This is a genomic window from Nocardia sienata NBRC 100364 (genome assembly GCF_001613205.1).
Lineage (GTDB): Bacteria > Actinomycetota > Actinomycetes > Mycobacteriales > Mycobacteriaceae > Nocardia > Nocardia sienata.
Genome location: NZ_BDBX01000016.1, coordinates 70,375 through 82,979 on the forward strand (window position 1 = coordinate 70,375; position 12,605 = coordinate 82,979).

Here is a 12,605-nt window from a genome sequence, read left to right on the forward strand (position 1 = left end):
TGGATGTGCGAGTGAATCTGCGGGGAACCCGATGCTGACAAACGGCGCGTTGATCGCGGACCGCTACCGGCTGCAGCGGCTGATCGCCACCGGTGGGATGGGCCAGGTCTGGGAAGCCCTGGACACCCGGCTGGATCGCCGGGTCGCGGTCAAGGTCCTCAAGTCGGAGTTCTCCGCCGACCCGACCTTCCGGCACCGGTTCCGTACCGAGGCGAAGACCACCGCGCAGCTGAACCATTCCGGTATCGCGGGTATCTACGACTACGGCGAAACCTACGACCCCCAGGGCGGGGAAACCGCCTATCTGGTGATGGAACTGGTCCAGGGCGAGCCGCTCAACACGGTGTTGAACCGGCTCGGCCGGCTGTCGGTGGCCCAGGGCCTGGACCTGCTGGAACAGACCGGTCGCGCACTCCAGGTCGCGCATCTGGCCGGCGTGGTGCACCGCGATGTGAAACCGGGAAATATCCTGGTCACCCCCACCGGGCAGGTGAAGATCACCGATTTCGGTATCGCCAAGGCGGTCGATGCCTCACCGGTCACCAAGACCGGCATGGTGATGGGCACCGCGCAGTACATCGCGCCCGAACAGGCGGTCGGCGAGGACGCCACCGCGGCCAGCGATGTGTATTCCCTCGGTGTCGTCGGATACGAGGCGCTCGCCGGGCAGCGGCCGTTCACCGGAGACGGCGCTCTCACCGTCGCGATGAAGCACGTCCGCGAAGTGCCGCCGCCGATGCCCACCGACCTGCCGCCGAATGTGCGCGAACTGGTCGAGATCACGCTGGCCAAGGATCCGGCCCACCGGTACGCCGACGGCGGTGAATTCGCCGAGGCGGTCGCCGCGGTACGCTCGGGCCGCCGCCCGCCCCCGCCGCGCAATCTCCCGGTGGCCGGGCCCACCAGCGTGATCGCGGCTCCACTGCCGGGTTACGACGAGGCCGCTACCGTCCGGTACAACACGCCGCCCGCCGCCATGGCCGCGCCGGCAACCACATACGACCGCGGCGTACACGACCCCGGCGACGACGAGTACCGCGACACCCCCCGCGGCGGCAGCCTCAACAAGAACCAGAAGTGGATGATCGCGCTGGGTATCGGTGCGCTGCTGCTGGGCGGTGCCGTCGTGTGGCTGCTGTTCGGCGGCGACACCAACCCGGAGGGAACTCCGCCGGGCACCTCCTCCACGGCACCCACCACCCGCCCGCTGCCGCCGCCGGTCACCACCACCTACGAGGTGACCGAACCCCCGGTATGGACGCCGACCGTGGAACCCACCACCACTGCGCCGCCGGCCGCGCCCACCACCACGACCCCGCCGCAGCCCTCGACCACGTCGACTCAGCCGCCGACCACCACTTCGACGGCGCCGAGCACGACCGAGACGACGGCGAGCGAAGAGACCACCGGCGAAGAAGAGGAGACCACTACGCGTCGCCGCCCGCCGGTCCCGACGATCGATATCCCCTTCCCAGGAGACCCTGTCGACAACATCGCGCCGGCCCTTAATCCGCAAGGACAGCCATGACGACCCCGAAGATGCTCTCCTCTCGCTACGAGCTGGGCGAGATCATCGGGTTCGGCGGTATGTCCGAAGTCCACAAAGCTCGCGATCTACGGCTCAACCGGGATGTCGCGATCAAGGTGCTGCGCGCCGACCTGGCGCGAGACCCCACGTTCTATCTGCGCTTCAAACGTGAGGCGCAGAACGCCGCGGCGCTGAACCATCCGGCCATCGTGGCGGTCTACGACACCGGCGAAGCCGAGATCGACGGCGGGCCACTGCCGTTCATCGTGATGGAGTACGTGGACGGTGACACGCTGCGCGATATCGTGCGCAACGAGGGTCCGCTGCCGCCGCGGCGCGCGATGGAGGTCGTCGCCGATGTGTGCGCGGCTCTCGATTTCAGCCACAAGGCCGGGATCGTGCACCGCGATATGAAGCCCGCCAACATCATGATCAATCGCGCGGGTGCGGTGAAAGTGATGGATTTCGGCATCGCCCGCGCGATCGCCGACGCCGCCAATCCGATGACCGCCACCGCGGCCGTGATCGGCACCGCTCAATATCTGTCGCCGGAGCAGGCGCGCGGCGAAACGGTGGACGCCCGGTCCGATGTCTATTCGGTCGGTTGTGTGCTGTTCGAAATCCTCACCGGACAGCCCCCGTTCACCGGTGACTCGCCGGTCGCCGTCGCCTACCAGCACGTCCGGGAGGATCCCCGGTTGCCCTCGCTCGTCTACGAGGGGGTGCCGCGGGAGCTGGATTCGGTCGTGCTCGAGGCCATGGCCAAGAATCCGGCCAATCGCTACCAGAGCGCGGCGGAGATGCGCGCGGATCTCATCCGGGTGCTGGGCGGCCAGAAACCCGGCGCGCCGATGGTGATGACCGACGAGGACCGCACCACCATGCTCGGTCCCGCGGACGGTTCCGGCCGTGGCTACCGCGGCGGCGACGAGGACGACCATTACGACGATTACGGGCACGACTCCGCGGGCCGTTCGCGCCGGACGGCATATATCGCGGCGGGTGTGGTCGCCGCGGTGGTAGCGGCATTCGGGCTGTTCTGGGTGTTGCTGGGCCCGGGTAGCAGACCCGACCAGGTGGCCGTCCCGGATCTGTCCAACACCTCCGCCACCGAAGCTCAGAAAAAGCTCGATTCGCTCGGCTTCGATGTGGCCGTCCAGGAGAAACCCGACGGCAAGATCAGTGCCGGCAATGTGATCGCCACCCAGCCGCTGGGCGGGTCGCGCGCCGATGAAGGCAGCACCATCACCGTGCAGGTGTCCACCGGGCCGCAGCAGGTGCCGGTTCCCCGGCTCACCGGCCTGTCGCAGCAGGACGCCGAACAAGAACTCAACAATGTCGGACTCCAGGCCAACCCGGAGGTGAAGCGGGAACCGTCCAGCGCGCAGGACAAGGACAAGGTGATCGGGCAGGATCCCTCGCCCGGTATCGAGATGGACGCGGGCAGCCAGATCACGCTGACCATCGGCACCGGTCCCAAGCAGGTCCGCGTCACGGAAGTGGTCGGCCAGCTGATCGACGTGGCCCAGCCGAACCTCGAGGGCGCCGGCTTCAAGATCGTGATCGAGCAGGTCCAGTCGACCCGGCCGCGCGGCGAGGTCCTTGCCACCAGCCCGGCCGGCGGTTCGACGGCCGACGAGGGTTCCACGATTACGGTCCAGGTCGCGCAGAGCGACCGGATCGCGATGCCGAATCTGGTAGGGCTCACCACCGCGGAGGTCGTGGACAAGCTGCGCGAGAGCGGCTGGCAGGGCAGCGCGAACCAGGTCCGTCAGATCACGCAGATCACGTTGAACTCCGATCAGGCGGGCAAGGTGCTCGGCCAGCAGCCCTCCGCCGGTACCACGGTGCCTTCCTCGACGACGGTGACGGTCAATACGGGCGTTCTGCCGCTGGGACCGCCCTGATCCGCTGCCGGGGCCCGGCCCCGGCGACTCGGCAGGATGTAGGAACCGGGCGGCCGTGAATCGGCCGCCCGGTTTCGTACATCAGACGGCCAGGGAGGCGACTTCCGCTTCCAGCATCTGCACCAGCCCCTCGTCGGGGCGCTTGCCGCAGACCTCCAACCAGTTCGCCAGCATCCGGTGCCCGCCCTGGGTGAGGACCGATTCCGGATGGAACTGCACACCGTGGATCGGCAGTTCGTGATGGCGCAGGGCCATCACGATCCCGGTCTCGGTACGGCCGATGACATCGAATTCGGGCGGTAGCGTTTTCTCCACCACGGTGAGCGAGTGGTAACGGGTGGCGGTGAACGGATCGGGCAGCCCGGCCAGGACTCCGGTGCCGATATGGAACACCGAGCTCGTCTTACCGTGCAGCAATTCCGGAGCCCGGGTCACCGTGGCACCGAAGGCCGCGCCGATGGCCTGATGCCCGAGGCAGACGCCCAGCAGCGGGGTGCTCCGGTCGGCGCAGGCGCGTACCAGGTCGATACTGGCGCCCGCGCGTTCGGGGGTGCCGGGGCCGGGGCTGATCAGGATTCCGTCGAATTCGCCGGCCACGGCCGCGGGGTCCGCCAGCTCCGGGTCGTCGTTGCGCCAGACCACTGCCTCGACGCCGAGCTGGCCCAGATACTGGACCAGGTTGAAGACGAAGCTGTCGTAGTTGTCGACGACCAGTACACGCATGCCCAAAGATTACGTGTTCGCACGCCCAGATACCCGGTCCGGCCTGCGATTGCGCCGACATCGCCGCGCGCGGAACATTCGGCCGCTGGGCATCACACCGATTACCTGGTGGGATAGCCTTGGAACACGACCTGCACGCTGAACACGAGGACATCATGCCCAAGTCGAAGGTCCGGAAGAAGACCGACTACACGATCAACCCCGCCAGCCGTACGCCGGTGAAGGTGAAGGCAGCCGGACCGTCGCCTGTCTGGTACGTCACCATCATGCTGGGCTTCATGCTCGCGGGCCTGGTATGGCTGCTGGTCTACTACCTCGCGGCCGATCAGATCAGCTGGATGAGCAACCTCAATGCCTGGAACTTCCTGATCGGGTTCGGGCTGATGGTCGTGGGTCTGATCATGACGATGCGGTGGCGCTAGCGCACCTACCAGGGATTACACCGGTGTAATTAATACACACCTGTGGATAACTCTGTGGATAACCCTCGACCTCAGATGGAGGTAGACCCGCGTGCAGCCGGACCGCACCGAATCCCGTCTTGCCTGGGCAACGCCCCTGCCCGCGTTGATCGCGGCCGCCGGAGGCGGAGTGGTGCTCGCGGTCGCGGCGGTGCTGACGACCGAGCTGCCCGGCAAATTCCTGCTCGGGGTGGCCGCGCTGGTACTGCTGGGACTCGCCGCACTCGGCGTGCGGCAGCGACCACGGCTCTCGGTCGTGCCCGGTGAGAACCCGCGGTTGGTGCTGCGCACGCTCACCGGCGTCACCGAGTACAACCGTGATCAGATCCTGCGGGCCCGGGTGGTCGGCTACCGCCGCCTGGGCCGGAAATCGCCGATGCTGGAGATCGACGTGGACCATCTGGGATCCGAACGACTGCTGATCTTCGGCCGCTGGGATCTGGGCACCAGCCCCGAGGATGTCTACGACACGGTGCGGACGGAACTTCGGTTGCACGGCGGCACCGCACGCTGAGCGACCCTGGGCCGGATCGTGGGCGCGCGAACTCCGCGCCGCGATGTTTCACGTTGAACATGCCGGAACTCGCGAATCCGCACCGGAGTATCGGAGCTGTAGGTGCGGCTCAGCGCAGCGAAATCGTGGCGAGCGCAATCACCGCCACGGCCACCACCGTCAGAGCCGCCAGCGCGAGCAACCCGACCAGCCGGGCCCGCTCCGGGGTCCTGACCCGCACCCAGGCGGGCAGGAACAGAATGCCGAGTGTCGCCAGTGTGCCCGCGGCCAGACCGCCCAGGTGACCCCACAGCGAGATACCGGGCAGCGAGAAGCTGATGAACACGTTGATCGCGATCAGGATCAGCATATTGTTCGGGTTCTGCCGCAACCGGATCAGCACGACCGTGATCGCGCCGAACAACCCGTACACCGCGCCCGACGCTCCGGCCGTGAGACTGTCCTGGGCCAACAGCATCACCGCGGCCGATCCACCGAGCAGCGATACGAGATACACGGCCAGGTACCGGGCCCGGCCGAGCACCAGTTCGATATCGCGGCCGACGATGTACAGCGCGAACATATTCAGCAGCAGATGGATCAGCCCGTAGTGCAGGAACCCGGAACCGATCACCCGGAACCAGTCGCCGCCGGCCACGGCGGGCGGGTACATGACCCAGTCGACGAACAGCGCCGATCCGCGCTCGTTCTCCATCACACTGCGTGACTGTGCCGCGGTCACGGCGTAGACCAGGACATTGAGCGCGATCAGGGTGTAGGTGACGAACGGGACCGCCCTGCGGGCAGCGGCCGAACCCGCCACGGTCCGCACCTGCGGGGTGCTGCGCTGATCGGCGCGCAGGCAATCGACACAGTGCTGGCCGACCGAGGCCGGACGCAGGCATTCCGGGCAGGCCGGACGACCGCAGCGGGTACAGGACAGCCCGGTCGGGCGGTCGGCGTGCCGGACACACATCTGAGCCGGTGTGGAGGGCTGCTGCGGGTTCACCACGGACTCCGCGTCGTTGCCGGAGCTGTTTCGCCGCGCGCTCCCGACCTGGCCGGGCGTGTCGTACTCACCAGCCCATCGTGCCATGCGAGCCCGCGGTCCGTAGCTCGCCGGTCCTGCCCTCGTGGCCACCGGTAATGCCCTGACCTGCCGGTCTGCGTTATCCGCCGGGCTGTGCCAGAGTTGAGCCATGAGCTCGAGGCCACTGCGTCCATCCAGTCGTTCGCGCTACCGGTTGCTGGCCGCCGCCGCGGTGGCGGCGGCGGGCGGTACCGCGTGGCTGGTGCGCAGCAAGCGCCCGCAACCACCCGAACCGGCCCCGGCGCCGCCGAGGATCGGCTATACGCGAAACGGTGCCGCCGCGGCGGCACCGGACGATACCGAAGCCACCGCGGACTGATCGTCCTCAGCGGCTGACGGTCTTGCGGTACTGCCGCAGCGCCAGCGGTACGAAGACGGCCATGATGATGACCACCCAGATGAGGGTGGTCGCCACCGGGTGCCGCATCGACCAGGCCGTCGATTCCGCGGTCAGCGGGGCGGCATTACCGAACAGTTCCCGGGATGCCTGGGTGAGCGCCGAGACCGGATTCCACTCGGCGAAGACCCGCAGCGGTGTCGGCAGCTCACTCATCGGCACGAAGGTGTTGGCCAAGAAGGTGAGCGGGAAGATCACCATGAAGCTGGCGTTGTTGAACACCTCGGGCGTACGCACGATCAGGCCGACCACGGCCATGATCCAGGAGATCGCGTAGGCGAAGAGCAGCAGGAGGATGTAGGCCAGAATCGCGTCCACGACCGACCCTCGGATCCGCCAGCCGACCACCAGTCCGGTCAGTGACATGACCACCAGGCTGACCACGTTGATCACCACATCGCTGACCGTACGCCCGATCAGTACCGAGGACGGGGCCATGGGCAGCGAGCGGAATCGATCGATGATGCCCTTCTGCATATCCTCGGCGAGGCTGAGCCCGGTGAACGTGGACCCGAACACCACCGTCTGCACGAAGATGCCCGCGATGATGAATTCGCGGTAGCCGCCCTCCATCCCGGGCACCTTGATGGCGGTGCCGAAGATATAGGCGAACAGCAGGACGAACATGATCGGCGAGAGCGTGCTGAAGATCAGCACGTCGGGCACTCGCTTTATCTTGATCACATTGCGCTTGGTGACGGTCAGGCTGTCGCTGACCACCATGGACAGCCGCTCGACCACAGTGGGGTTCTCCCCGATATCGCCGACGGTCGCCAGCGCGGTCATCTGCTTCTTCCTTCCATCGCCTCGATTGCTTCCATCTCACGCGCCGGACCGGCTCCACCGGCGGTTTCCGCCTCGGGGGCCTCTCCCGGGCGCCCGCCGCCACCGGCCTTTGCCGCCTGCTCGTATTCGCCGGCGTCGCCGGCCGTCTCTGCGGCCTCGTGTCCGGTGAGCGTGAGGAACACATCGTCGAGCGAGGGCCGCCGCAACCCGACGTCCTGGATCCTCACCCCCTCCTCGCTCAGCTTTCCGATGGCCGCGACCAGCGCCTGGGAACCGTCGCTGACCGGGACCACCAGCCGACGCAGCCCGGGTTCGACATGAATATCGCCGTCGGCCAGCGGCGCGAGCACTCGCTGGGCGACGGCCAGATTGTCGGTGTGCTCGACGGTCAATTCGATCCGGTCGCCCCCGACCATGCTCTTCAATTCGTCGGCGGTGCCGCGGGCAATCACCTGGCCCCGGTCGATGACCGCGATGGCATCCGCGAGGCGGTCCGCCTCTTCCATGTACTGGGTCGTCAGCAGCAGGGTGGTACCACCGGCGACGAGTTCCTCGATGACATCCCAGAGGTCCAGCCTGGCCCGCGGGTCCAGACCCGTGGTGGGTTCGTCGAGAAATAGGACCGGCGGGTTGGCCACCAGCGCGCCCGCCAGGTCGAGCCGGCGGCGCATACCACCGGAATAGCCCCGCACCGGGCGATCTGCGGCATCGCTGAGACGGAACCTCTCCAGCAGCTCACGCGCGCGTTCCTTACTGCGTCGCGTGCCCATGTGGTAGAGGCGCCCGACCATCTCCAAGTTCTCGAAGCCGGTCAGGTATTCGTCGACCGCCGCGTACTGACCCGAGGCCCCGATCCGCGATCGCAGCGCACGCGGCCGGGCCAGTACGTCGATCCCGGCGACAGTCGCCCGGCCGACATCGGGCACCAGCAGAGTGGTGAGCACTCGTACGGTGGTGGTCTTACCGGCCCCGTTGGGTCCCAGTAGAGCGGTGACCGTGCCTTCGGGCACAGTGAGATCGAGACCGTCGAGTGCGCGAACCCGGCGGCCGTAGTGTTTGACGAGACCCTCGGCGACTATTGCGTCGGGCATAATTCTCCTGAATCGAGTGATTGACGAGGACGAGTCGTAGATCGCCGGTGGCGGACCACCGACCTCAGGCGCTTCGGCCGCCCGGCCGATACTGTGCAGTATCGTCGCGGCCACCGACGTTTTCATTCGATTTATCCGGTTCCCCGGCTCCCTCCCCGCAGTACACAGAGCCATACCCGGAGGCCGCGCCCGGGGTAACGGAAACGGGATGGACGGCTCGCGTATTCATCGCTCCCGGTCTCGAAATCGCGCGTGGCGCGCTACTCGATGCGGTTCTCGCGGCCACCCGATCCGGCAACCGAGCACGACAGTGGATGTGGTCGTGCGCACGCTCACAGTGCACAGCGGCATAGTGACAGCGGGGTCCGACAAGTCGGCGCGGCAACGCTCGGCGAAAGCCACCCGCACCCAGCGTTCCGTTGGGCGGAATACACCGGCCCGGTGAGTGAATCCCGTTGATCGGCAACCATTTCGAACGCTTTCAACCCCAGTGCACCGACCCCGGCCCGGCACTGTGATCCGCACCGGAAAAAGTTCGAGACTCTCGGGGGCCTTGTGCGCGCATTTTCGCGATATCGCGTAGGATCGTTTGCGTCGGCCCCTCCCCCCCGGGCCGACCTTACGCGGGCCTCGGCTAACTCCCCCCTTCGCCGAGGCCCGCTCTCATATCCGGGTTCCGTCGTCACGGCACAACCGAACCCGCTCCCCCTCGGCGCGCTCCATATTCCGCTCCGCGACATCGACGGTCGGCAGCTGCCGACTCCTCACTCCCCATCGGGAGCCCCGCGTAAATCCACCGGCGCAATAGTGAGATGTTTGGAGTATCATCGTCTCATCAGATCGATGCAGTAGATCAAGGGAGATCCGCATGACCGCGTCCGTCGCAGCCACCGACACCCACGCTCCGGTGGAGCGCCGTCCCTTCGGTCCCGGTACCCGGACCTGGGAAGAAACCGGCCTGATCACCTTCTCCCTCACCGCGGGCTCGGCCTTCCTCCTGCAGACCATGGAACCCACCATCTCCGCAGTGGTCGATGCCCACTCCACCTTCCGCACCGACCCGATCGGCCGCGCGGTCCGCAGCCTCTCGGCGGTGATGATGTGGACTTACGGCGGGGAGGAATCGCTGGGCGAGACCGACCGGCTACGCAAGATGCACGCCACCCTCAACACCACCGACGCCAAAGGCGTCCGGCACACCGCGCTCTCCAGCGGGCCGTGGGCCTGGGTGCTGCACACCGGCACTTTCGCCTTCTCCGAGAACGCGAAGTACTTCTCGAAGCGTCCACTCACCGCGGCGGAGAAAGAGGACTACTACCGCGAAGCCCTGCAGCTGATGCGTAATTTCTCGGTACCGCCCAAAGAACTGCCGGCGACCTACGCCGATTTCGAGAAATTCTTCGCCGACCAGGTGGAGAACCACCTGGAGGCAACCCAGACCTCGAAGGACTATTTGAAGGTCATCCGGACCATCGCGCCGCCCACGCAGCTGCCGCGGGCCCTGCACCCGGTGTGGCGGGTGCTGACCGATCCGTTCGGGCGGATGCAGTACTTCGTCACCGTGGGCACCACGCCGGAGGCGGCACGCCGCAAACTGGGCCTCACCTGGACCGCTTCCGACGAGCGCAAACTGCGTGTCCTCGGCTGGTTCCTCGCACGGCTGGTGCCGCTGCTGCCGGAACGGCTGCGGTACTTCCCCATCGCCTACGAGGCCCGCAGGCTCGAGCGCGACAAGGCGCGGTTGCGCAAGGTCATCGACGTGCGACCGCTCTGAGCCAGCGTTCACGGCCCCGGATCCATGGATCCGGGGCCGTTCGCTGTACCGATAGACTGCGCCGGGGACGAGGAGGAGCTGATCATGACCGGGACGATTTCGATTCCCAGCTACGAGCAGGTGGTGACGCTGCCCCGCGAACTGGGCCCGATCACCGTCCCGGAGGCCTATCGCGACGAGAACGACCATATGAACGTCACGCACTATTTCGCGTTGTGCGTAACGGCTGCGACCGGGGTCTTCGAGCGGGCCGGGATCACCGACGAATACCGCGCCACCCGGGGCGCCGGCTTCTTCACCGGCGAACACCACATCCGGTACTACTCCGAAAACCGTATCGGCGAGGAGATTTCGGTCCACGTCCGCGGAGTCGACCGCTCGGACAAGGTCGTACACGTCATGGCACTACTGGTCAACGACACCACCCGCCGACTCAGCTGCACCCTCGAGATCATCGCCGTGCACGTCGATCTGCACAGCCGTGCGGCCGCGGCTTTCGCCTCCGATACCGCGGCCGCCATCGACCGGGAACTGGCGACCACCGCGGTGGATTGGCCGGCGCCGGTCTGTGGCGCCATGCGAGTCCGGCGCTAATGCCGGCTCTGGCCGCCGCCCGGCGTGGTATCGGGTAGGCCGGCGCCGGCCTCCGGCCGGACCGTCACCGCCTCGTGCCCCCGGGGCCGGGCAGTACTGACGAACAGCACCGGCTGGCCCGCGTGCAGGGTGCGGTAGCCGTCGGTCTCTATGCACCGGTATTCGACGAACACCTGATCGGTTCCGTCGTCGGGTTTGATGTAGCCGAAGCCCTTCTCCGAGTCGAACCAGAAGACCCGCCCGCGTCTCCAGTCCGATCCGTCGATCCCGGGTCCGCTGAAATCCGTAGCAGGCATTACCAGGTCTTCTCCCTCGTCTGTGCAGGGTCGACACCACCAAAGCTACGCCCCGGCACCGCGCACGTCACGACCGCTGCCCGGGTTGCGCTCCGCACACTACTGTCTTACCGGTGACCGAATCCTGTTTTCTCTCTCGCACTCGCGCCGGTTACGACGCGATCGCCACTGCCTACGCGGAGCACGCCGAGGGGGAGATGGAGAAGAGGTTCTGGGACCGGGCGGTACTGACCGCTTTCGCCGAGGCGGTCGGTGATTCGGGCCCGGTGGCCGATATCGGATGCGGCCCGGGCCGGATCGCCGCTCATCTGGCGGCGCGCGGGGTCCGGGTACACGGGATCGACCTGTCCCCGGCAATGGTGGAGGTGGCACGGAGCACCCATCCGGAGATCGACTTCGAGGTGGGATCCATGACGGCGCTCGATATCCCGGACGACTCGCGGGCCGGTGTGGTGGCCTGGTATTCCCTCATCCACATCCCGCCGGCCGAACGCGGCGGTGTGCTCGCCGAATTCCGGCGGATTCTGCGTCCCGGCGGCAAACTGCTGCTGGCCTTCCAGTCGGGTACCGACATCCTGCATCTGGACGAGGGCTACGGGCACGCCATATCGCTGGACTTCCATCGCATCTCGACCGACGAGCTCGCCGATTCCCTTACGACGATTGGGTTCACTGTCGAGTTGCGGCTCGACCGTAGCGCCGAGGACGGGGAGCGGACTACGCAGGCCTACATGATGGCGACCCGCTCGAGTTGATCGAGCCACCTTTTCTATCGAAAAGATCACGAATAGCATCAACTTGATAGGTATCAGGTTGATCTATTCACCCCTCGAAAGCCCTACTGCTGTGGCCTCCATCTCTACATCGAAACGATAGTTGACGGCATCATTTCGATAGATAACGCTGGTCAGGTGGTGATCAAGAAGAACCCGCTCGGCCCTACAGGCGATACTGTGCGCGCGAACGTCACGCGGTATCGCAACCGGATGAACCTCGGCTATGCCGATCTCGCGCGCAGGCTCGAGGCCATCGGCCGGCCGATCCCGGTACTCGGTCTGTCCCGGATAGAGCGGGGTGAGCGCCGGGTGGACGTGGACGATCTGATCGCGCTCGCGGCCGCGCTCGGCGTCTCACCGACCAGCCTGCTGCTGCCGGATACCGCCGCGGCCGACGAGCATGTGGCGGCCACCGGAATCGACGGCACGGCAGCCGATCTGCTCGGCTGGCTCCGCCTGTACACGCCCTCGGCCCATATCGGTAGACCGGCCGGCGAGCGCTTCGTCCGGGACGCCATCCGGTTCATCGCCGATGCCCGGCCGCGCTGGGATATCGAAGGGCTGACCCTGGAACAGCTTCCGGGTGTCGACCATATGGAATACGCCGCCGAGATCACCGAGAAGGCACGGCTGGCGAATCCGGCAGCCGAACCCGGCCCCCGCGGGTAGCGGCGGAGGCCGGGCGCGGC

14 protein-coding genes are annotated in these 12,605 nt (G+C 66.8%); 9 read left to right on the forward strand and 5 right to left on the reverse strand.

All coding sequences use genetic code 11. The features are described from left to right. Positions 1-31 precede the first annotated feature (31 nt). On the forward strand, positions 32-1,528 hold the full coding sequence (locus tag NS4_RS11045; protein ID WP_063059436.1) for a serine/threonine-protein kinase: 1,497 nt from the start codon (positions 32-34) through the stop codon (positions 1,526-1,528). Next, positions 1,525-3,435 carry a Stk1 family PASTA domain-containing Ser/Thr kinase gene (pknB, locus tag NS4_RS11050; protein WP_063059437.1) on the forward strand — a complete coding sequence of 637 codons (1,911 nt, stop codon included), beginning with the start codon at positions 1,525-1,527 and terminating at the stop codon, positions 3,433-3,435. Before NS4_RS11045 ends, pknB begins: the two co-directional genes overlap by 4 nt. A gap of 81 nt (positions 3,436-3,516) precedes the next feature. Here pknB and NS4_RS11055 read toward each other — a convergent pair whose 3' ends face one another. Beyond that, a complete protein-coding gene (locus NS4_RS11055; protein ID WP_063059438.1) occupies positions 3,517-4,158 on the reverse strand; it encodes an aminodeoxychorismate/anthranilate synthase component II in 642 nt (213 codons plus the stop codon). Positions 4,159-4,313: 155 nt separating this feature from the next. Between NS4_RS11055 and crgA the strand changes: the two genes are divergently transcribed. Continuing rightward, positions 4,314-4,580, forward strand: coding sequence for a cell division protein CrgA (gene crgA, locus NS4_RS11060; RefSeq protein WP_030524428.1), 267 nt, complete (start codon positions 4,314-4,316; stop codon positions 4,578-4,580). Between the two features lie 91 nt (positions 4,581-4,671). Beyond that, entirely contained in the window at positions 4,672-5,133 is a 462-nt protein-coding gene (locus tag NS4_RS11065; RefSeq protein WP_063059439.1) for a PH domain-containing protein, read from the forward strand. Positions 5,134-5,242: 109 nt separating this feature from the next. Here NS4_RS11065 and NS4_RS11070 read toward each other — a convergent pair whose 3' ends face one another. After that, positions 5,243-6,124, reverse strand: a complete 882-nt coding sequence (locus NS4_RS11070; RefSeq protein WP_439955775.1) for a rhomboid family intramembrane serine protease — start codon at positions 6,122-6,124, stop codon at positions 5,243-5,245. Between the two features lie 187 nt (positions 6,125-6,311). On the opposite strand from NS4_RS11070, the gene NS4_RS11075 reads away from it, so the two are divergent. Further along, entirely contained in the window at positions 6,312-6,521 is a 210-nt protein-coding gene (locus NS4_RS11075; protein ID WP_063059440.1) for a hypothetical protein, read from the forward strand. A gap of 6 nt (positions 6,522-6,527) precedes the next feature. Here NS4_RS11075 and NS4_RS11080 read toward each other — a convergent pair whose 3' ends face one another. Together NS4_RS11080 and NS4_RS11085 are read right to left on the reverse strand one after the other, a co-directional pair. Continuing rightward, on the reverse strand, positions 6,528-7,322 hold the full coding sequence (locus tag NS4_RS11080; protein WP_063059476.1) for an ABC transporter permease: 795 nt from the start codon (positions 7,320-7,322) through the stop codon (positions 6,528-6,530). A gap of 59 nt (positions 7,323-7,381) precedes the next feature. After that, the gene (locus NS4_RS11085; protein WP_084487111.1) at positions 7,382-8,476 is read right to left on the reverse strand and encodes an ATP-binding cassette domain-containing protein; all 1,095 of its coding nucleotides are present in this window, start codon (positions 8,474-8,476) and stop codon (positions 7,382-7,384) included. An 868-nt stretch (positions 8,477-9,344) separates the two neighbouring features. Here NS4_RS11085 and NS4_RS11090 point away from each other — a divergent pair. Continuing rightward, entirely contained in the window at positions 9,345-10,250 is a 906-nt protein-coding gene (locus NS4_RS11090) for an oxygenase MpaB family protein (protein WP_063059441.1), read from the forward strand. A gap of 84 nt (positions 10,251-10,334) precedes the next feature. Further along, positions 10,335-10,844, forward strand: coding sequence for a thioesterase family protein (locus NS4_RS11095; protein WP_063059477.1), 510 nt, complete (start codon positions 10,335-10,337; stop codon positions 10,842-10,844). Here the strand turns inward: NS4_RS11095 and NS4_RS11100 are convergent. Continuing rightward, positions 10,841-11,140, reverse strand: coding sequence for a cold-shock protein (locus NS4_RS11100; protein WP_063059442.1), 300 nt, complete (start codon positions 11,138-11,140; stop codon positions 10,841-10,843). The two genes, NS4_RS11095 and NS4_RS11100, sit on opposite strands and share 4 nt — an antisense overlap. A 113-nt stretch (positions 11,141-11,253) precedes the next feature. Between NS4_RS11100 and NS4_RS11105 the strand changes: the two genes are divergently transcribed. Further along, positions 11,254-11,895: a class I SAM-dependent DNA methyltransferase gene (locus tag NS4_RS11105; protein ID WP_063059443.1), complete on the forward strand. Its 642-nt coding sequence runs from the start codon at positions 11,254-11,256 to the stop codon at positions 11,893-11,895. 156 nt (positions 11,896-12,051) lie between these two features. Next, positions 12,052-12,585, forward strand: a complete 534-nt coding sequence (locus NS4_RS11110; RefSeq protein ID WP_063059444.1) for a helix-turn-helix domain-containing protein — start codon at positions 12,052-12,054, stop codon at positions 12,583-12,585. Positions 12,586-12,605: the final 20 nt, after the last annotated feature.